A 19,396-nucleotide genomic window follows, 5' to 3' on the forward strand; every position below is an offset into this window, starting at 1 on the left:
TTTAAAATCCATGAAATGCAAATAATATCGATTAAATGTTTGTGATTGTTGTTAAATTACTGATAATGAGTTTATTGAATTTTTGTGTTTTTTAGGACAATTATGATAAAATTACATTAATTTGAGTCTTTTGGTTTAATTAAATTATTTTTTGTAATTAATTGGTTGTGAGTGTTTTATTTCATTCTGATAAAAAGAGGAATTGTTAATAAACACCACAAGGTTCTGATAACCCTTTATAAGGTGTTTAAGAATGTAGACGGCTAAATTCTATAGAGTTAAACTTTTAATTAAATGAAAAATTTATTCTAACTTATCTAATATGTAGAATTATTTAGTGTAGAATGGATATTTATTTTGCGATAAGAGTTACATATTAGAACAAAAAGCCCTGTCGTAAATATTATCTAGGTATCTGCTGGCTCAAACAGTGTAAAGTGCCAAAACCCCAAATAAAATCGGTAGCGGCAATGCCTATAATATCTCTATCAGGAAAGCAGTCTGCAATACTATTTAGTGCGATGCGGTCGTTAGCGTCATTAAATGTAGGTACTAAAACCGTTTTGTTTAGAATTAAAAAGTTGGCATAACTCGCTGGAATTCTAACACCATCAAAATCTAAACGTTTTGGCATGGGTAGGGTAACAATTTTAGGTGTTTTACCGTTTTCTAAAGTAGAAGTTTGTAAACGCTTTAAATTGTCTTGAAGTGGTTTGTAATTATTGTCTGTGGTGTTGGTTTCTACAACAGTAATAATAGTGTCATCATTAACAAAACGCGCTAAATCATCAATATGTCCGTGCGTGTCATCACCTTCAATGCCATTTCCGAGCCAAATAACGTTAGTAATGCCTAAATATTCTTTAAACACTGCTTCGTAATCTTGTTTGGTAAACCCTTCGTTTCTAACTTGTATGTTTGGATGGAGTAAACATTCTTCTGAAGTTATTAAGGTTCCTTTTCCATTTACATCAATAGCACCACCTTCTAAGATAAAAGGTTTGCCTTTATATGTAGCTTGTTCTAAAGGAATGTTCAAAAATTCAGCGACTTTAGCGGGAACATGTTTATCTAATTTATAGTTGTTGTATTTCGCCCAACCATTAAAATTAAAATTGATGGCTTTTCTAGAAGCACCACTTTTTACAATAATAGGTCCAGAATCGCGCATCCAACTCCGGTTGGTTTTATGAATAATGAAAGACACGTTTTTTAAATTTACATGTGCCGTTTCTAACATGCTAGAAACCTTATTTTTTAGTTTTTCGTTAGCCACTATTAAAAAAACGGCTTCAACCGAAGCTACTTTTTTTATAAACTCAACAAAAGCCCATTGTACAGCTTCATATTTCCCTGGCCAGTCATTACCATTATGAGGAAAACATAATAAAATACCTTGTTGTTTTTCCCATTCGGCAGGAAATATCCAGTTATTTTTCATCCTAATTTTATGGAATTTAATTTTTTAATTTGAATGTTAATCGATAACTCTTTTTGTAATGTCTCCATATTTATCAATACGGCGGTCACGTAAAAATGGCCAGTTTTGGCGTACGTTTTCTTGTAGACTTAAATCGACTTCAGCTATTAAAATTTCTTCTTTATCAACAGAAGCTTGGGCTAAAATTTCACCCTGCGGACCTGCAATAAACGACGAGCCCCAAAATTCGATACCATCAGTGTCGGGAAGATATTTTTCCAATCCTATTCTATTAGCAGCAGCAACATAAATACCATTTGCTACGGCATGACCTCGCATCACATTCATCCAAGCACCTTGTTGGTTTTCGCCATATTGCTCTTTTTCTTGGGGGTGCCAACCAATAGCTGTAGGGTAAAATAACACTTCTGCTCCTTGTAAAGCAGTTAATCTGGCAGCTTCAGGGTACCATTGATCCCAACAAATTAAAGTTCCAATATTTCCTTTTTTAGTAGGGAAGGATTTAAAGCCTATATCACCTGGAGTGAAATAAAATTTTTCGTAAAAATGCGGATCGTCTGGAATGTGCATTTTTCTATATAAACCAGCTTCCGTACCATCAGTATCAATAATATAAGCACTATTATGGTAAACACCTGCCATTCTTTTTTCAAAAAAAGGCACAATAATAACCACACCTAATTCTTTAGCTAAAGCACTAAATGCAATGAAAGATGTACTGTAGAGAGGTTCCGCGTAAGCGAAATTTTCAACGTCTTCACTTTGGCAGAAATAATGACTGCTATATAATTCAGGTATTAAGATAACTTCTGCACCTTGTTTAGCAGCATCTTCAACCCACTTCAAACATTTTTTAAGATTATTTTCAGGTTTATCATTCAGGTTTAATTGAAGAACAGCTATTTTGTATGTGTTTTTAGGCATTACTAATTATTGAAAATTTAAACAAAGATATAATTTTAATAAGACTATTTATCCTTCTTATAAAGTGGAATTCTATATGAAAGTGAATAACTAAAGCCAGTACCTATACCGCTGCTATCGTAAGTTTTATTAAATCCAGGAATATAAATATTCTCAAAATTATTGGGCTCGGTTTCACTTGCCAAAATTTTAAGCTGTACGTTTAAACCAAGATATAAATTGGTTAATAGCTCTGTTTTAATACCAAGAATCAGTTCTCCCCAAAAAGCAGTTAAGCCGTTAAACTCTTGTGCATCGGTTGGTGAAAATTGTGAAGACCAATAAGTATCGGTGGTGTAAATACTGTAACTATGAAGTGTTTGACTAAATGTACTGGCACCAACACGAAAACCAGCATAAATCATGTTATCCATATCTAACCAATTTTGATATAAATTATAATCTATTCCTGCTTTCAGGTAACTTCCGCTGGTAGTTACATTTAAATAATCGGTGATGGTATGTTTTTCTTCAATACCTAACTCGCCAGCAAGATACAAGCGCTTTTTTAATCGGAAATCGGCTGAAACTTCAAAACCCGTATAGTCATCATCCACAAAGGAACGAACTAATTTTCCTAGATCACCGCCCACACGAAGTCCGTATTTTTCTTTAATTTTTATTGAATCTTTAACGGTATTTACAATGCTATCGTTTTGAGCGTTTAAAGACACAGAAAACAAAAGCATACACGCTAGAGCACTAATGAAATATGTTAAAATGTGTTTCTGTTTCATCTTCTACAGATTGATTATCGTTTAAAGGTTGTCTTGATTTTATCCAATTTTCGTCATTTGACTCAGGCTCAATGGTAAATGTTACGTTTTTATAAATGGTTTTGTAACCACAAGCGCGCGATACATACACTTCTTCTCTGGTATAATTTATTGTAATTATATCGGTATTACCATCAAAATAATCATCGCTAGTATCGTCTGGTGTGGCATTATCATTTACAAAGGCGTCTTTTATAAGTACGTATTGGGTTGTGTTGGCATCGGTTTTTAAAGGTAACACGATTTGTGTAGCTGATATAATGCCATACCCTGGTAATATATTGTCATTATCAACACCTCCAACAAGTAATTTGGTTATAGCTTTTTTGTTTTCTGGATTATCAACATCGTAAGCATCAATTATTAAACTAGGGGTAGTTGGAGTGCTTTCGGGACAAATATCATCGGGTTCACAACTTATAGTAATTCCTATTCCAATGAAGGTTAATAATATTAAAAGTAAACTTGTTTTTTTCATTAATCTCTTTTAAGAGTTTATTTGTTGGTGTGTTTAATCGTTTATTGCACAGTGACGCAGTTAAACAATTCTAAATTAAAATGATCTTCTTTCCAAAAGTACAACATTTTCAACATGAAACGTTTGTGGAAACATATCTACAGCTTGGGTTTTTGTAACTTTATACATGGCATCCATTAGTTCTAAATCTCGTGCTTGTGTGGCGCTATTACAACTTACGTACACTACTTTTTTAGGCGCAATGTTTAATATTTGTTGCACCACGTCTTTATGCATTCCGTCTCGAGGTGGGTCGGTAATGATAATGTCTGGCAGCCCGTGAGCTGCTATAAATGCATCATTAAAAACATGTCTCATATCGCCTACAAAGAATTCAACGTTATTAATACCATTTAATTGTGCATTTTCCTTAGCAGCAGTAATCGCATCGGGAACTGCTTCTACACCAATCACTTTTTTAGCTTGTTTTGCTACAAACTGAGCAATGGTACCCGTTCCTGTATATAAATCGTAAACGAGTTCATCTCCAGTTAAACCTGCAAAGTTTCTCGTTATTTTATACAATTCAAATGCTTGATCTGAATTGGTTTGGTAAAACGATTTGGCATTTATTTTAAATTTCAAACCTTCCATTTGTTCAAAAATATGATCTTCACCTTTGTAGCAAACCACTTCTTGGTCGTAAATGGTGTCATTCGCTTTTTCATTGATGATGTATTGTAAGGAGGTTATCTGCGGAAAGGTTTCAGCAAGAAAATCCATTAACAAAATACGTTTAGCCTCATCTTCTTTGAAAAACTGAATTACCACCATGACATCGCCTGTACTGGAAGTCCGAATCATCATGGTACGCAACAAGCCGGTTTGATTTCTTGTGTTAAAGAATTCAAAATTATTATCAAGCGCAAATTGTTTCACTGCATTTCTAATAGCGTTTGAAGGATCGGCTTGTAAATGGCATTTTTTTATGTCAAGAATTTTATCCCACATACCCGGGATGTGAAAACCTAAAGCATTTCTATCTCCTAAATCGGCATCCGATTGTACTTCTTCTAGCGTTAACCATCGGCTATCACTAAATGAAAATTCCATCTTGTTTCTGTAGAAATACTGTTCAGCAGCCCCTAAAATAGGTGTAATTTCAGGTAATTCTATATGCCCAATGCGGGTTAAATTATTAGTGACTTCTTTTTGTTTATAAAACAATTGGTGTTCGTAGCCCATATCTTGCCACTTACAGCCACCACAAACACCGAAATGTTCACATGCAGGTGTGGTGCGTTTATCAGATAATTTATGAAACACGGTGGCTTTCGCTTCGTAATAAGCTTTTCGTGCTTTGAATGTTTGTACATCTACCACATCGCCTGGTACAGTATTGGATAGAAAAATAACTTTTCCATCGGGTGCTTTGGCTATCGTTTTGCCTTTAGCACCGGCATCTAAAACTTCAACGTTTGTAAACGCTTGCTTTTTTGTTCTTTTTGACATGCTGCAAAAGTAATGAAACGAAATCTGAATTTTGAAATCTCAAATCTGATTTTTGACTTTATTTTTGAAATAGAAATGTTTTATTAGCAACCAATATTTAGTAACTTGCAGTTCTATCTGGGGATGATTTCTCTCCCACGCTGCTTTTTCGAATACTTCGAAAGAATAAAGGTACAGTAGGAATGGTTATTTTATTAATTTAAATGAAATTAAAATGGCTGTTTTAGGACAATTAACACCACAACAAACAATTGCATTAGAAAACAAGTATGGAGCACATAATTACCATCCACTCCCGGTAGTATTAAATAGGGGGGAAGGGGTATTTGTGTGGGATATAGAAGGCAAGCAGTATTATGATTTTTTATCGGCTTATTCGGCGGTAAATCAAGGGCATTGTCATCCTAAAATAGTAAATGCAATGGTACAGCAAGCACAAACATTAACCTTAACGTCTCGTGCATTTTTTAATGATGTGCTGGGTAAATATGAGGAATTTGCCTGTAAGTTTTTTGGTTTCGATAAATTATTACCCATGAATACAGGTGCCGAAGCTGTAGAAACCGCTTTAAAAATTTGTAGAAAATGGGCGTACGAAGTTAAAGGCATCGATGAAAATGAAGCCGATATTATTGTTTGTGAAAATAATTTTCACGGGAGAACGACCACTATTATTTCATTTTCTAACGACCCTGTAGCTCGAAAAAATTTCGGACCATTTACAAAGGGTTTTATTAAAATAGAATACGATGATTTAGAAGCTTTAGGAACAGTTTTAAAAAATAATCCCAATGTAGCTGGGTTTTTAGTAGAACCCATACAAGGAGAAGCAGGTGTTTATGTACCTCAAGAAGGTTATTTAGCTAAAGCCAAAGCATTATGTGAGGCATATAATGTGTTATTCATTGCAGATGAAGTTCAAACAGGTATTGCGCGTACTGGTAAATTGCTAGCAGTTGATCATGAAAATGTAAAGCCAGATATTTTAGTTTTAGGAAAAGCGATAAGTGGTGGTGTATATCCCGTATCGGCAGTTTTGGCTAATGATCGCATTATGAATGTCATTAAACCAGGGAACCATGGCAGTACCTTTGGTGGAAACCCAGTGGCAGCAGCGGTAGCTATTGCTGCTTTAGAAGTTGTTAGAGATGAAAAGTTAGCAGATAATGCTGAAGCACTAGGTAACTTGTTTAGAAAAGAATTAAATAAATATAGTGATACGAGTAATATTGTAAATTTAGTGAGAGGTAAAGGCTTGCTAAATGCCATTTTAATTAACGATAGTGAAGAAAGCGATACCGCTTGGAACATTTGTTTAGCACTACGCGATAATGGCTTATTGGCAAAACCAACACATGGAAATATTATACGGTTTGCCCCACCATTAGTAATGACTAAAAAACAATTATTAGACTGCGTTAGTATCATAATAAAAACACTCAAACAGTTTGAAAAGTAGAATTATTAAATGTGAAGTATAAAAAAACCCCTTTCAAATATCTACGATGAGCTGTTAAACAAATACTGCATAAATAATGGACGCACGGCAGAAAGTCCTGTACGCATGTTTAAGTATTTACTTTTGAAAACAATTTACAATGTCTCGGATGTTGATGTAGTAGAACGGTCACGTTTTGCTAAGTATTATTGTCCTATGGGGCAAGCGATGATGCACATTGGCAGCTATAAAAAGAAAACAAAAAATGGCTTTGAGCAAGAACTCCACAGGTACCAAGCCCAAAACTGCAACGGTTGCCCACTTAGAAATCTTTGCCATACATCTAAAACAAATCGTATTATAGAACGTAATTACAACCTGATACGACTCAAGTCTAAAGCGAGAATTTTACTTAGCAGTGAACAAGGCGTGGCCAAAAGAAAACAACGTTGCTGGGATGTGGAAGCTGTTTTTGGAAATATTAAGCAAAACATGAACTTTAAACGCTTTATGTTAGGGGCATCGATAAAGTAAATGTAGAAATGGGCTTAATTGCAATGGCACACAACCTTAAAAAGTATAGTCTAGCTATATAAGATAACTTTGCCGTTTTGTGTTTATGCTATTTAAACCAGTTATTTTAATAATTTAATAGAAAACTAAATTTGAGTCAAAAAAAAAGATCGTCTAAAATTACTCTTTAGACGATCTTTTTATTTTAAAAAAGAAATTAAATCTTATTTAATTTCTTTTAAGGCATTATCTATGAGCGTTCTTAAATGTTGTTTGTGAGCTGTAGAAGCAATATCACCTGATGCGCTAGCCATCGTTCTTATATTCTTTAAATTGTATAAAGCCATAGATTTAGATGTATTTGAATAACTGCTACTTTGTTTGCCAGTTAACATCCCTATTAGCATACCAGTATATTCTAATTGTAAGTTTTGTCTAAACGAATTTACATTGCCATAAATGTCAGCTTTAAAAATAGCATGGTTTAAATCGGTCATAAAAGCAGATAATTTATATTCATTTCCATATAATTCAGAATCTGAAATTCTCTGTAACGTATGATAATGCAAGATATGATTCAATACATTTTTTTGATAGGTTAGCACTTGGTTGTGAATTTTAGGGTCTTCAGGTGTTCTAAAATTAAAACCTCGGCGTTGCATGGCTAAATAGTTATACAAATCGTTTGGCGCATCAAAGGCATCAGGTGCAAAAACGTACTTGCTTAAAGCCGACATGGCCCGTTTTTGATCTTTTAAACTTACAGGTGTGTAAGGTTGCGTTTCTCCAATTTGATCAGCCATAGCTCTGTCTATATAAACACCACCAATAAATCTTGAAATAATGTTTGCAGAGGTTGCTTTTTGGCCACTTAATAAATAATAAACGCGTCTTAACTCTTGGTAGGATTCACCAGATTTAATGAATTTATTTTTTACAGTTTTCATTAAATTATTAGATAATTCTATGCGATCAATGGACCAGGTAATTTGGTCGTTCGATTGATCTGAAGTCATAACTCTTGGGTCTATCGCTTTTCCTGGAGAACGCATGTCATCGGCATCATTACCAAAAATATGTTCAGGTTTTGTAGATTCATTCAATAATGCTTGGTGCTCGCTTTCTGAAGCAAATGGTTTGTATCCTAGTTGTATGGCCCAAACATCGTAAGGCCCAACGGTAACATCATCGTATTGTCCTTGTTTGCTTCTATCCTTTGTAACATTTAAAGCAGCATAATCCATAACCGAAGCTGTTAAACATTTGCCTTCTATAAATGCAGCATCATTTAATTGTTCTGGTGAAAATAGCTGACTCGCTTTCATATTATGATTCAACCCTAAGGTATGCCCAACTTCGTGCATAATCAATGCCATCATAGATTCTTTTTTAATACGTTCCATCTCATAATCAGAATGGGCATATGCTGTTGCCGCTGCCGATGCAAACATGATATCTTCTTGTAATTGATGACCTAAAGAGCAATAAGCATATGTAGACTCGTTATCTTCTGGTGTTTCAAAAGGAGTGTCTAGTGATGCCAAGCTGTATATTTTATCATAAAATACTCTATTAGTAAAGTGAGCAAACTCCAACATGATATCGGCACCTAAAATTTGTCCGGTTTTTGGATTTACAAAACTAGGACCGTAGCCGCCAAAAGGGGGTTTAGGAGAAGATGTCCAACGTAAAACATTGTAATTTAAGTCGCCAGCATCCCAGGTAGCATCGTCTGGTTGCACTTTAACTACAATAGCATTTTTAAATCCTGCTTTTTCAAAAGCAATATTCCATTGTAAAACGCCATTGGTAATAGTTTCTCGCCATTCTAGAGGGGTCGAGTTTTCTATCCACCAAGTAATAGGTTCTATGGGTTCAGAAATGGCCGCATTTGGATCTTTCTTTTTTAAATGCCATCTGTGAATGAGGTCTTTGTATGGAGTGCTGTTTGTTGCTGTTTTGTCATCTACTTCTGTAGTGAAATAGCCAACTCTTGGATCGTCGTATCTCGCTTCGTAATCGTTATCTGGAATAGACATTAAACTGTGAAATACTTTAATACTAACGTTTCTACCATCAGCAAGGGCGTTTGAACCATTGTTAAGTACTGAAGGTGATGAATATACATACTCAACTTCTAAGTTGGTGTTTTCATCATAATTTTTAATGGAATTAATCTTTGTTTTATCTTTATTTAAACCACCAAGTTTGAATGCTGTAGGAGACTCACCAGGCTTGCTTGGTTTTTTAATTTGAGCTAATGTTTCTCCTAAAAATAAATCGTCTGCTTTAATTAAAAAAAGACCTTTCGATTTATCTTGTGCTGCAATGGTAATACTAGCTATAGTTCCGTTACTAATATTAGCGTCTTTAGATTTTGAAAGCGGATTTTTTGGATCAAAATAAAAAGAAGTGTTTTGAATAACAAATTCAATTTTATCAAAATACTTTTCAATTTTAAATACTTTCGACCCCATATATGCGCCTCGGTTCATCCTGCCAGCATCTAAAACACCATTGGAGATTTGACTGAAATAAATAAATTCTTGGTCTAATTGATTATCTGAGATAATCATTTGTAAAGAACCTGTTATAGTATCTTGGTAAATAGGGAATAGGCCTTCAATTTTTTTGCTAGATTTTACTAGTTCAGTAATTGTTTTTTCTTTTTTTGCAGAAGGTGTTGAGGTTTCTTTGGTTTGCTCTTTCTTATTTTTGTTTTTCTTGTTTTGAGCTTCCATGTGTTGAGAAAATAGAAACACAAAGAATGCTAAAGCCACACACATACAGTGTGTTACACGTGATTTGTTTTGCGTCATAATACATTTAGTGATTTTAACAGGAAGTTATCCTTTGATTATTTTTTTGAATTAGTCGCGTTAAAAATACTATAAAACAAATTATTTATACTAATAATAATGTTAAAACGCACTATTAATGTATATGTAAACCAAAGTAATTTAGTGTAAAAAGAAAGTTGAGAATTATAAATTTCCAAGAATTTTATCCATAACCCAATTTGCATGAAGTGCAGAACGTCCCGTCGAAGGGTGCGTGAAGTTTTTGTGAATTAACATATCTCGCATGCCTTCTACATGATGTATCTGAATATGTTTCGGGTTCTTAATAAAAAGAGATTCACATTTTGTTTTGCTTTCTAAAATAATAGCATTCTCATGAAATATAGAAAATTCTATTTTGCCTTCACTACCGTAAATAGTCACTTTATCAATAGAATCATTGCAGTCAAAGTTCCAAGTTCCAGAACCTGTAACATTGTTTTCATGCAGCCAACACGCCGTAATAGCATCTTTTGCTGTGTAATTTTTTTGTTGATTTAAACTAATACCATGAGCCTCTTTTATATCTCCTAAAAGGAAATTAAATAGATCTAATCCATGACTTGCTAAATCATCAAAATAACCAGCAGGAGCAATTTTAGAATCGGTACGCCAATTGTATGTGCCTGATTTATCCAACTCACTTGCCGGTTTACTAAAATGCCAATTAATATGTCTAACTTCTCCAATGTAGTTGTGTTTTAGCCACTCATTAATTTTTAAAAATACGGGTAAAGAACGTCTGTAATAGGCAACAAATAGAGGAATGTTTTTTTCGTTAAAGGCTTTATATATATCTAAGCTTTCGGCATAACTGGGCGTCATTGGTTTTTCAATACAGCAAATTTTACCTGCATCAGCAACTTTTAAAGCGTAGAATTTATGCGTGTCTGGTGGTGTTGCAATATAAACAGCATCTACGTTATCATCATTAATTAAATCGTCGGCATTCGTAAAGTATGTTTTAACACCGTGTCTTTTAGCATAATCTTTTAGCTTTTCTTCATCTCGTCTCATAACAGCAACGAGTTCAAAACCTTCGGTTAATTTATAAGGAGGACCACTTTTAACTTCGGTGACGTTGCCACAACCAATAATGCCCCACTTGATGGTATTCTTATTTTCCATAAATATGCTATGTTAACCAAAAGAGGCTGTCTGAAAAGTGTTATTCTGTGTCATATTGAGCCTGTCGAAATATTTAAACTGCTTGATAATCCATATCCGTTTCGACAAGCTCAACCTAACAGAGTAAATAAAATACACTTTTTCGGATAGCCTCTTGTTTATAATAATAAATTATTCTTCACTTTCTTCCATGGTGTGATACACGTTTTGTACATCATCATCATCATCTAATTTTTCTAAAAGTTTTTCAACATCGGCCGCTTGCTCTGGAGTCAGTTTTTTAGTTACCTGAGGAATACGCTCAAAACCAGATGAAAGTATTTCTATGCCTTTTTCTTCTAAAACAGCTTGTATCGCTCCAAAATTTTCAAAAGGTGCATAAATTAAAATGCCATCTTCATCAGCAAAAACTTCTTCTGCACCGTAGTCAATAAATTCTAATTCTACTTCTTCGGCATCTAAACCTTCCGCATTAATTCTAAAATTACAAGTATGATCGAACATAAATACTACCGAACCTGAAGTGCCTAAACTTCCATCGCATTTATTAAAATAGCTGCGTACATTGGCTACGGTTCTGGTATTGTTATCAGTTGCCGTTTCAACTAAAACGGCTATTCCATGGGGTGCATAACCTTCAAAAATAACTTCTTTATAATCGCCTTGACCTTTTTCACTTGCTTTCTTTATGGCACGTTCCACATTGTCTTTAGGCATGTTCACAGCCTTGGCATTTTGCATAACAGCTCTTAACCTCGAGTTGCTAGCGGGATCTGGACCCCCATCTTTCACGGCCATTACAATGTCTTTTCCAATGCGTGTAAATGCCTTACTCATAGCAGACCAACGCTTCATTTTACGTGCTTTTCTAAATTCAAAAGCTCTTCCCATAATTTAAATTTAATGTTAAAAGTAAAAAGTATAAAAGTTTATATTTCAAACTGTGGCAAATTTAAAAAAATATACGAATTGAAATAAAATATAACCTGTAAACTATTACTATAAATTGATTACAAATTAATCTTCGTCATCTGGCTCTACAATAGCTTCGATAGCTTGTGCTAGTTTGAAATCTTTGTTGGTAACACCGTTCGCAGAGTGTGTTGTTAAAGAAATATTTAGTACGTTGTAAACATTAGTCCAATCTGGGTGATGATTTAATGCTTCACACTCGAAAGCAATTCTACTCATGGCACTAAAGCAGTCTTTAAAATTTTCAAATTCAAATTCGGCATGAATAGCATCGTCATAATAATCCCATTCTGGTAAGCTTAATAATCTTTTTTCTATGTCTTCGGCTGAAAGTTTGCTCATAATATTGTTTTATATGTTGATTGTAAATTTACTAATTTCAAAATGAAAAATGCTTTGTTGTTTATTTATTATTGACCTCACAGGTTTTTACAACCTATAAGCTCTTATATCAAAATATAGAAATGCCGAATAGATTATACTTCTATTTCGTTTATAATATCTTGACTTATTAATTGGAGATTTTTTGGTAGTAAATTGTATTTTGGTAACACGGCCAGATACCGGTCGTCGTTAGTGGTATATACCTGTTTATAAATGACGTTTTGGATGCCTAGCGATTTGGTAAGATCTTTTATAAATTCGTCGTGATGCACCAAATCGGTACTACCTAAATGAAAAATGCCTGATTTGTTTCGGTTAATTATATAGTGTGTTTGCAAGGCTACTTTACTAACTGTAGTAACGTTCATAATCAAATTAGGAAAGACTTCAATAGGTGTTTTTTCGTTTATACTTTGAATAATTTCTTGAATTCTTGGTGATTGTTTTCCAAAAACCATAGGAAGTCGTAAAATGCTAACTTGATTTTTAGGAAGGCGTAGCAACATGTTCTCAATTTTTATTTTGAAATGTCCATAAATACTGGTACTTAACGTTTTGTCTAGTTCGTAACTTGGGTATTTGCTATAGGCGTCAAAAACATTGGCCGATGATAAAAAGATGATTTTTACTTTTTTTGAAAATACATATTCCGCTACGTGTTTATGAGCTATAAATTGGGTTGCAAAATCACCACGGAGTGCCGAAATGATAATAGTTGGTTTAATAATATCGAGTATTTCGTAAACATCATCTTCCTCAAAATTGAATTGAAAAAAGTGATGATTCTTTTCCCATTGGCTATTACTAGTTGCATAGGTACCATACGTTTTAAAGTAGGGGCAGAGTTCTCTATAAATAGCATGACCTAAAAAACCACTGGCACCTAAAATTAATATACGATGTTTACTTTCTTTCCCCGGCACTTTCATTAGACCTCTTTAGGTTTACACCTTATAAAAAGGTAATTTAACAACTGTTGCTGGTACAGCATTTTTACGTATTTGAATATAGATTTTACTACCCACTTGTGTGAAAACAGTTGGTACATACCCCATACCTATACCTTTACCTAAACTAGGAGACATGGTGCCTGAAGTAACAATACCTATTTTGTTTCCGTTACTATCTACAATATCGTAATCATGACGTGGAATACCGCGTTCATTGAGTTCGAAAGCAACTAATTTGCGTTCTGTACCTTGTTCTTTTTCTTTTTTTAAGGCTTCGGAGTTTGTGAATTCTTTTGTGAATTTTGTTATCCAACCTAAACCTGCTTCTATAGGCGAGGTGCTGTCGTTAATATCGTTTCCGTAGAGACAATATCCCATTTCTAAACGTAGCGTATCTCGAGCTGCTAAACCGATAGGTTTAATACCAAAATCTTCACCAGCTTTAAATATGTTGTCCCAAATTTGTTTGACTTCGCTGTTTTTACAATAAATCTCAAAACCGCCACTTCCGGTATAACCTGTTGCAGATATAATTACATGCTCGATACCTGCAAAATCTCCTACTATAAAGTTGTAAAAATTAATAGCAGATAAATCATGACTGGTTAAACTTTGCATGGCTTCAACGGCTTTAGGGCCTTGGATGGCAAGCAATGAATAGTCATCGCTTAAATCGCGCATAGTAGCTCCTATAGTGTTTTTAGACGTAATCCAGTTCCAATCTTTTTCAATGTTACTAGCATTTACGACTAACAAATAAGTGTGTTCTTTAACTTGGTATATAATCAAATCGTCTACAATACCACCCGTTTCGTTGGGCATGCAACTATATTGTGCTTTGCCAATGCTTATTTTTGAAGCATCGTTACTTGAAATTTTTTGAATAAGTTCTAAAGCATGTTCACCTTCAATTAAAAATTCGCCCATGTGTGATACATCAAAAACGCCAACGGCTTTTCTAACGGTTTCGTGTTCAATTGTTACCCCTTCGTACTGTACAGGCATGTTAAAACCTGCGAATGGTACCAATTTAGCACCAAGAGCTTCGTGAGTTTTTGTTAAAGCTGTGTTTTTCATTGAAATTATATATTTTGTTACCCCCTTAAAGAAGAGAATGTCATTTATCAGCGACAGCAAAAGTATTGAAAATTTATAGATATTGCTTTTTGGAAAAGTTTAAAAATGGATTGAATCTTTTATAAACAGGATAATTAAGAGTTAACACTTGGTTTAATAGATGTTTTCAAAATAATTTTATAATATTGATTATAATTACGTTTTATTCAAAAATTATTGATGATAAATTTTAAAGAGTCTTCGAAGGTCAAACCAAAAGTAACCATGGCGCAAGCCTTTAAAACTATTATTTGGCCTAGGCGAAATCTGGTTTTTATAGGGTTGATTTTAATAGTCATTAAAAGTATATCAGGGTTAATTTTACCTTGGCAGAGTAAAGTATTATTAGACGAAGTAATACCAAATAAAGATTATTCTCAGCTCTATACTTTAATTGCTATTGTACTATCTGCTATTTTGGTACAAGCAGTAACCTCATTTTTATTAACCAGAGTTTTAAGCGTACAGGCACAGTATTTAATAAGTGAATTGCGTGCACAGGTACAAAAAAAGATACTGTCGTTGCCTATTAGCTTTTTTGATAACACAAAATCGGGTGCCTTGGTATCTCGAATTATGAGTGATGTTGAAGGAGTAAGAAACCTCATTGGTACTGGTTTGGTACAATTGGTAGGAGGTAGTTTTACCGCCATTGTGTCGTTAGTTATTTTAATAAAAATAAATCCGTGGATGACGCTTTTTGTGTTTGTACCACTTTCAATTTTCGGATACATTGCACTTAGAGCCTTTAAATACATTCGTCCTATTTTTAGAACCAGAGGAAAAATAAATGCTGAAGTTACGGGGCGTTTAACCGAAACTTTAGCAGGTGTTCGTGTTATTAAAGCCTTTAATGCTGAAGAACAAGAGCAAATTGTGTTTGAAAAAGGCGTGGACAAACTCTACCAGAATGTAAAAAAGAGTTTAACGGCAACAGCATTTATGACCAGTTCCTCTACGTTTTTAATAGGTGTTGCCACTACTGGAATTATGGGTATGGGGGGGTATTATATGATTCAAGGAGAAATGACAACGGGTGATTTTCTATTCTTCACTTTAATTCTTGGTTTTATGATTGCGCCAATTGTACAAATGAGCAATATAGGGAGTCAACTTACAGAAGCATTGGCTGGTTTAGATAGAACGGAGGAGCTTATGAATATGACGGCAGAAGAAGATAATGTACAACGCACCATTCACTTAAAAGATTTAAAAGGAGAGATTACCTTTAAAGACGTGTCGTTTTCTTATGACGAAGGCAAAGAAGTCCTGCATAATATTAATTTTACAGCACCCGCAGGTTCTGTAACGGCGTTGGTAGGAAGTTCAGGTTCTGGAAAATCAACTATGGCGGGTTTATCGGCCACTTTTTTAACGCCAAAATCGGGTATGGTGACCATTGATAATCAAGATTTATCAAAAGTGAAATTAAGTACGTATCGCCAACATTTGGGAGTGGTTTTACAAGATGAATTTTTATTTGAAGGTACTATTCGTGAAAATATCCTATTCCCAAGACCAAATGCCACGGAAGCTGAATTACAAAATGCGGTTAAAGCTGCTTATGTAAATGAGTTTACGGATCGGTTCGATAATGGTTTAGATACGTTGATTGGTGAACGTGGTGTGAAATTATCCGGTGGTCAACGCCAACGTTTAGCTATTGCACGTGCTATTCTTGCTAACCCCAAAATTATTATTTTAGATGAAGCCACATCGAGTTTGGATACCGAAAGTGAAGGGTTGATTCAAAAAAGTTTATCTGAATTAATAAAAGACCGAACCACCATTGTGATTGCTCACCGTTTAAGTACCATTAAAAAAGCAGACCAAATTTTAGTAATTGAAGCTGGTAACATTGTTGAGCGTGGTACGCATCAAGAATTAATTGCTTTAGAAGGTAGATATTACGATTTATACACATATCAAGCTAAAATTTAAAAATGAGTCATTATGAAAATTTCAGATGTACAATCAACCGAATTTAATGAGTTTTATAGTAATTATTTGGCATTAGTTCCAAAAAACATTTTACTAAAAGATGGCTTTAAGGAAAGTTCTGAAGAGATTATCGATTTTTTTCAAAACATTCCTGCAATTAAATTAAACTATGCCTATGCGAATCAAAAATGGAGCGTTAAAGAAGTTTTGCAGCATTTAATAGATACTGAGCGTGTTTTTCAATACCGTTGTTTTTGTATTGCTAGACGTGATGTAACATCGCTGCCAGGTTATGAACAAGATGATTATATAGTGCCTTCAGAAGCAAAAAATAAAAGTTTAGAATCTTTGCTAGAAGAATTTAAGTCTGTTCGTCAAAGTTTTATTGTCTTGCTTCATTCTTTAAATAAGGAAGATTTAGAGTTTTTAGGTAATGCTAATGGAAACCCTATGTCTGCAAGAGCCGCTGCATTTATTGTTTTAGGGCATTATCAATGGCACATCAATATCATAAAAGAACGCTATTTATAATTTAATTTTAGTTAGTCAAGGCTAAAGCTGTTTTTCGTTTTAAAGCAAGAAACACTAAAAACGATAAAATCCCAAAAAGAGAAAAACCTATAAAGAGAGGTAAAACAGATGTTTTAACAAAACTACCTATGTAGTTTGCTATTGGAACTGCCATAACGGTGGAAATAAATCCGTTTAAAGCAGCACCTACACCCGCAATATGTCCTAAAGGTTGCATGGCTAAGGCTCTTATATTTCCAAAAATAAACCCTACAGAAAAAAACTGTAAAGCAAAAAAGCCTATTAAAATATAAATACTAGGATTGTTTCCAGACCAAAATAAAATCACATATAAAATAGAGACCATACTGTATGCAATAGTTGCTATGTAACCAAGTTTAAACATCCCGAATTTCACAACTAATGTGCTGTTTAAAAAGGTTGCTAAACCAATAGAAATAGCTAAACTCGCAAATATATAAGGAAACATATCTCCCAATTTGTATTGGTCAACAAAAATCTGTTGCGCTGTGCTTAAATACACCATAAACGACCCTGTTATAAAACCTGAAATTAAGGTATAAGAAATAGCTTCTTTATATTTAAAAAATTCTTTAAGACCATTAATAAATAGTTGAGGTGTAAAATTAACCCGTTTTTCTTTAGGTAAGGTTTCTGGTTGTCGTAGCCAAAACCAAATCATAATGCCTACTCCAAATATTAAATTGAAATAAAATATAGCTTCCCAATTAAAAAAGTGAAGTAAGAAAGTGCCTAATGTGGGTGCAATTACTGGAACTAAAATAAAAAACATTACAACAATGGATATTATTTTAGCCATATAATCGCCACTATAGGAATCTCTTACCATAGAAACACTTAAACTTCTGGGAGACGATAAACCAATGCCTTGAAAGACTCTACCAATAAGCATCACTTCAAAACTTTTGGTAATTACACAAACAATGCTGGCAATTATAAAAACGATGAATCCAATAAATACAATAGGTTTTCTTCCAAAACTATCCGATAAAGGTCCAAATAGAAGTTGACCAAAACCTAAACCTAAAAAAATCATGGTAATAAGTAATTGGTTATCGTTTGGGTTTGTAATATTTAGTGCTGTGCCAATATCAGGTAAGGCAGGTAATAAGGCATCAATTGAAAGCGCTACAATAGACATTAAAGACGCCATTAAGGCAACAAATTCAAATTTAAAGGTTTGCGTTTTTTGCATTTGGCAAAAGTACCTTATTATAGCAGATAAGAATGTACCATGCGAGTTAATATATTATTAAAAAGAGGGAGTCCTTATCTTAAATAAATATATTTGTTGATTTATATTTAACTTAAAATAAAATCCCACGATGAAACACCTAATCTTTTCTTTAACCTTATTTTTCCTTTTTTCTTGTAGTGATGATAAAGAAACCGATTATGTTGCATTGAATGAACAACAAATTAGCGACTATATTGCCGAGAATAATTTAGTAGCTCAAAGAAGCAATAGCGGTTTGTATTATATAATTGATGAACCAGGTACGGGCGATCAGCCAACGACAACATCTAACGTAACTATTGTCTATAAGGGCTATTTTTTAAATGGAACCGTGTTCGATCAAAGTGATGCCGACGGTATAACATATAATTTGCAACAATTTATTAAAGGTTGGACAGAAGGAATCACCTATTTTAAAGAAGGAGGAAGTGGTATGTTGTTAGTACCAGCGCATTTAGGTTATGGAAATGCTCGTAATGGTAGCATCCCTGGGGGATCGGTACTTCTTTTTGATATTGAACTTATATCAGTAAATTAAATAGAAATTGTTTTATTAGTATGAATATACAACCCTTATTAGCATACATTGAAAATTATATAGATCTAACGAGTGATGAAATTGCTTTTTTAGAATCAAAAATAACAGTTCGAAAGTATTTAAAAGGGCAATATATTGTACAACAAGGTGATATTTGTAAATACACCTGTTTTGTATTATCAGGTTGTACGAAAACATTTTACGTAGATAAAGAAGGGCAGGAACACATTCTTATGTTTTCTATTGAAGACTGGTGGACGTCCGATATGGGGAGTTTTATAACCCAAACACCCGCCGATTTTAATGTGCAATGTATAGAAAATACCGAATTGGTTATGTTTCCTTACGATGTAAATGAAGAATTGTTTAAAGGGATTCCAAAACTAGAACGTTTGTTCAGACAAATTATAGAACGCGCTTTTGTAGCTTCTCAAAAACGAATTGTTAGAAATTTTAGCCTTTCAGCCAAAGAACAATACCTTTATTTTAGAGCTCAATATCCCCTTATAGAGCAGCGCATCCCTCAGTATATGATAGCATCTTACCTTGGCATTACTAAAGAATTTCTTAGTAAAATTAAAAGTCAGCTTATTTTAGAGCAATAAATGTTAAACTAGATTAACATCATTTAATAATCT

18 protein-coding genes and 1 pseudogene are annotated in these 19,396 nt (G+C 33.8%); 7 read left to right on the plus strand and 12 right to left on the minus strand.

Annotation, left to right across the window (positions count from 1 at the left end; translation table 11 throughout):
• Positions 1-403: 403 nt before the first annotated feature.
• The 5 genes from QLS71_RS13665 to rlmD all read right to left on the minus strand — a co-directional run bounded on the left by QLS71_RS13665 (position 404) and on the right by rlmD (position 5,149).
• A complete protein-coding gene (locus QLS71_RS13665) occupies positions 404-1,441 on the minus strand; it encodes an agmatine deiminase family protein (protein ID WP_308992534.1) in 1,038 nt (345 codons plus the stop codon).
• Between the two features lie 36 nt (positions 1,442-1,477).
• Positions 1,478-2,365, minus strand: a complete 888-nt coding sequence (locus tag QLS71_RS13670) for a carbon-nitrogen hydrolase (RefSeq protein WP_308992533.1) — start codon at positions 2,363-2,365, stop codon at positions 1,478-1,480.
• 44 nt (positions 2,366-2,409) lie between these two features.
• Positions 2,410-3,141, minus strand: a complete 732-nt coding sequence (locus tag QLS71_RS13675; protein WP_308992532.1) for a DUF6048 family protein — start codon at positions 3,139-3,141, stop codon at positions 2,410-2,412.
• Positions 3,107-3,658, minus strand: a complete 552-nt coding sequence (locus QLS71_RS13680; protein ID WP_308992531.1) for a DUF6452 family protein — start codon at positions 3,656-3,658, stop codon at positions 3,107-3,109. The genes QLS71_RS13675 and QLS71_RS13680 overlap by 35 nt, the downstream gene beginning before the upstream one ends.
• Positions 3,659-3,733: 75 nt before the next feature.
• Positions 3,734-5,149, minus strand: coding sequence for a 23S rRNA (uracil(1939)-C(5))-methyltransferase RlmD (gene rlmD, locus QLS71_RS13685; RefSeq protein WP_308992530.1), 1,416 nt, complete (start codon positions 5,147-5,149; stop codon positions 3,734-3,736).
• Positions 5,150-5,363: 214 nt separating this feature from the next.
• Between rlmD and rocD the strand changes: the two genes are divergently transcribed.
• From rocD to QLS71_RS13700, 3 genes and pseudogenes are all read left to right on the plus strand, one after another.
• Positions 5,364-6,608 (plus strand): ornithine--oxo-acid transaminase, encoded by a 1,245-nt coding sequence (rocD, locus tag QLS71_RS13690; protein ID WP_308992529.1) that lies wholly within the window; start codon positions 5,364-5,366, stop codon positions 6,606-6,608.
• A 33-nt stretch (positions 6,609-6,641) separates the two neighbouring features.
• Positions 6,642-6,785, plus strand: a pseudogene (locus tag QLS71_RS13695) (transposase); the annotation flags it as partial.
• Positions 6,786-6,803: 18 nt separating this feature from the next.
• Positions 6,804-7,121, plus strand: a complete 318-nt coding sequence (locus QLS71_RS13700; protein WP_308992700.1) for a transposase — start codon at positions 6,804-6,806, stop codon at positions 7,119-7,121.
• 203 nt (positions 7,122-7,324) lie between these two features.
• Here the strand turns inward: QLS71_RS13700 and QLS71_RS13705 are convergent, their stop codons facing one another.
• The 6 genes from QLS71_RS13705 to gcvT all read right to left on the minus strand — a co-directional run bounded on the left by QLS71_RS13705 (position 7,325) and on the right by gcvT (position 14,451).
• Positions 7,325-9,919, minus strand: a complete 2,595-nt coding sequence (locus tag QLS71_RS13705; RefSeq protein WP_308992528.1) for a zinc-dependent metalloprotease — start codon at positions 9,917-9,919, stop codon at positions 7,325-7,327.
• Between the two features lie 165 nt (positions 9,920-10,084).
• The gene (locus QLS71_RS13710; RefSeq protein ID WP_308992527.1) at positions 10,085-11,068 is read right to left on the minus strand and encodes a Gfo/Idh/MocA family oxidoreductase; all 984 of its coding nucleotides are present in this window, start codon (positions 11,066-11,068) and stop codon (positions 10,085-10,087) included.
• Positions 11,069-11,239: 171 nt separating this feature from the next.
• The gene (locus QLS71_RS13715) at positions 11,240-11,959 is read right to left on the minus strand and encodes a YebC/PmpR family DNA-binding transcriptional regulator (protein WP_308992526.1); all 720 of its coding nucleotides are present in this window, start codon (positions 11,957-11,959) and stop codon (positions 11,240-11,242) included.
• 126 nt (positions 11,960-12,085) lie between these two features.
• The gene (locus QLS71_RS13720; protein ID WP_308992525.1) at positions 12,086-12,382 is read right to left on the minus strand and encodes a 4a-hydroxytetrahydrobiopterin dehydratase; all 297 of its coding nucleotides are present in this window, start codon (positions 12,380-12,382) and stop codon (positions 12,086-12,088) included.
• Positions 12,383-12,516: 134 nt separating this feature from the next.
• On the minus strand, positions 12,517-13,353 hold the full coding sequence (locus QLS71_RS13725; protein WP_308992524.1) for a sugar nucleotide-binding protein: 837 nt from the start codon (positions 13,351-13,353) through the stop codon (positions 12,517-12,519).
• Between the two features lie 15 nt (positions 13,354-13,368).
• Positions 13,369-14,451 carry a glycine cleavage system aminomethyltransferase GcvT gene (gene gcvT / locus QLS71_RS13730; RefSeq protein WP_308992523.1) on the minus strand — a complete coding sequence of 361 codons (1,083 nt, stop codon included), beginning with the start codon at positions 14,449-14,451 and terminating at the stop codon, positions 13,369-13,371.
• 219 nt (positions 14,452-14,670) lie between these two features.
• Between gcvT and QLS71_RS13735 the strand changes: the two genes are divergently transcribed.
• The gene (locus QLS71_RS13735; protein ID WP_308992522.1) at positions 14,671-16,431 is read left to right on the plus strand and encodes an ABC transporter ATP-binding protein; all 1,761 of its coding nucleotides are present in this window, start codon (positions 14,671-14,673) and stop codon (positions 16,429-16,431) included.
• A gap of 12 nt (positions 16,432-16,443) precedes the next feature.
• Entirely contained in the window at positions 16,444-16,962 is a 519-nt protein-coding gene (locus QLS71_RS13740; RefSeq protein WP_308992521.1) for a DinB family protein, read from the plus strand.
• 7 nt (positions 16,963-16,969) lie between these two features.
• On the opposite strand, the gene QLS71_RS13745 is transcribed toward QLS71_RS13740, so the two are convergent.
• The gene (locus QLS71_RS13745) at positions 16,970-18,178 is read right to left on the minus strand and encodes a multidrug effflux MFS transporter (RefSeq protein ID WP_308992520.1); all 1,209 of its coding nucleotides are present in this window, start codon (positions 18,176-18,178) and stop codon (positions 16,970-16,972) included.
• Between the two features lie 130 nt (positions 18,179-18,308).
• Between QLS71_RS13745 and QLS71_RS13750 the strand changes: the two genes are divergently transcribed.
• Both QLS71_RS13750 and QLS71_RS13755 read left to right on the plus strand, forming a co-directional pair.
• Positions 18,309-18,758 (plus strand): FKBP-type peptidyl-prolyl cis-trans isomerase, encoded by a 450-nt coding sequence (locus QLS71_RS13750; RefSeq protein WP_308992519.1) that lies wholly within the window; start codon positions 18,309-18,311, stop codon positions 18,756-18,758.
• 20 nt (positions 18,759-18,778) lie between these two features.
• Entirely contained in the window at positions 18,779-19,363 is a 585-nt protein-coding gene (locus QLS71_RS13755) for a Crp/Fnr family transcriptional regulator (RefSeq protein WP_308992518.1), read from the plus strand.
• The last annotated feature ends 33 nt before the right edge of the window (positions 19,364-19,396 follow it).

The organism is Mariniflexile litorale, assembly GCF_031128465.2.
Taxonomy (GTDB): Bacteria; Bacteroidota; Bacteroidia; order Flavobacteriales; family Flavobacteriaceae; genus Mariniflexile; species Mariniflexile litorale.

What these genes read in the sequence shown, in the direction of transcription:
- QLS71_RS13665 (WP_308992534.1), bottom strand. Translation starts at nt 1,441, where the DNA reads ATGAAAAATAACTGGATATTTCCTGCCGAATGGGAAAAACAACAAGGT.
- gcvT (WP_308992523.1), bottom strand. Translation starts at nt 14,451, where the DNA reads ATGAAAAACACAGCTTTAACAAAAACTCACGAAGCTCTTGGTGCTAAA.
- QLS71_RS13750 (WP_308992519.1), top strand. Translation starts at nt 18,309, where the DNA reads ATGAAACACCTAATCTTTTCTTTAACCTTATTTTTCCTTTTTTCTTGT.
- QLS71_RS13705 (WP_308992528.1), bottom strand. Translation starts at nt 9,919, where the DNA reads ATGACGCAAAACAAATCACGTGTAACACACTGTATGTGTGTGGCTTTA.
- QLS71_RS13700 (WP_308992700.1), top strand. Translation starts at nt 6,804, where the DNA reads ATGGGGCAAGCGATGATGCACATTGGCAGCTATAAAAAGAAAACAAAA.
- QLS71_RS13675 (WP_308992532.1), bottom strand. Translation starts at nt 3,141, where the DNA reads ATGAAACAGAAACACATTTTAACATATTTCATTAGTGCTCTAGCGTGT.
- QLS71_RS13740 (WP_308992521.1), top strand. Translation starts at nt 16,444, where the DNA reads ATGAAAATTTCAGATGTACAATCAACCGAATTTAATGAGTTTTATAGT.
- rocD (WP_308992529.1), top strand. Translation starts at nt 5,364, where the DNA reads ATGGCTGTTTTAGGACAATTAACACCACAACAAACAATTGCATTAGAA.
- QLS71_RS13755 (WP_308992518.1), top strand. Translation starts at nt 18,779, where the DNA reads ATGAATATACAACCCTTATTAGCATACATTGAAAATTATATAGATCTA.
- QLS71_RS13680 (WP_308992531.1), bottom strand. Translation starts at nt 3,658, where the DNA reads ATGAAAAAAACAAGTTTACTTTTAATATTATTAACCTTCATTGGAATA.
- QLS71_RS13715 (WP_308992526.1), bottom strand. Translation starts at nt 11,959, where the DNA reads ATGGGAAGAGCTTTTGAATTTAGAAAAGCACGTAAAATGAAGCGTTGG.
- QLS71_RS13670 (WP_308992533.1), bottom strand. Translation starts at nt 2,365, where the DNA reads ATGCCTAAAAACACATACAAAATAGCTGTTCTTCAATTAAACCTGAAT.
- QLS71_RS13720 (WP_308992525.1), bottom strand. Translation starts at nt 12,382, where the DNA reads ATGAGCAAACTTTCAGCCGAAGACATAGAAAAAAGATTATTAAGCTTA.
- QLS71_RS13745 (WP_308992520.1), bottom strand. Translation starts at nt 18,178, where the DNA reads ATGCAAAAAACGCAAACCTTTAAATTTGAATTTGTTGCCTTAATGGCG.
- rlmD (WP_308992530.1), bottom strand. Translation starts at nt 5,149, where the DNA reads ATGTCAAAAAGAACAAAAAAGCAAGCGTTTACAAACGTTGAAGTTTTA.
- QLS71_RS13710 (WP_308992527.1), bottom strand. Translation starts at nt 11,068, where the DNA reads ATGGAAAATAAGAATACCATCAAGTGGGGCATTATTGGTTGTGGCAAC.
- QLS71_RS13735 (WP_308992522.1), top strand. Translation starts at nt 14,671, where the DNA reads ATGATAAATTTTAAAGAGTCTTCGAAGGTCAAACCAAAAGTAACCATG.
- QLS71_RS13725 (WP_308992524.1), bottom strand. Translation starts at nt 13,353, where the DNA reads ATGAAAGTGCCGGGGAAAGAAAGTAAACATCGTATATTAATTTTAGGT.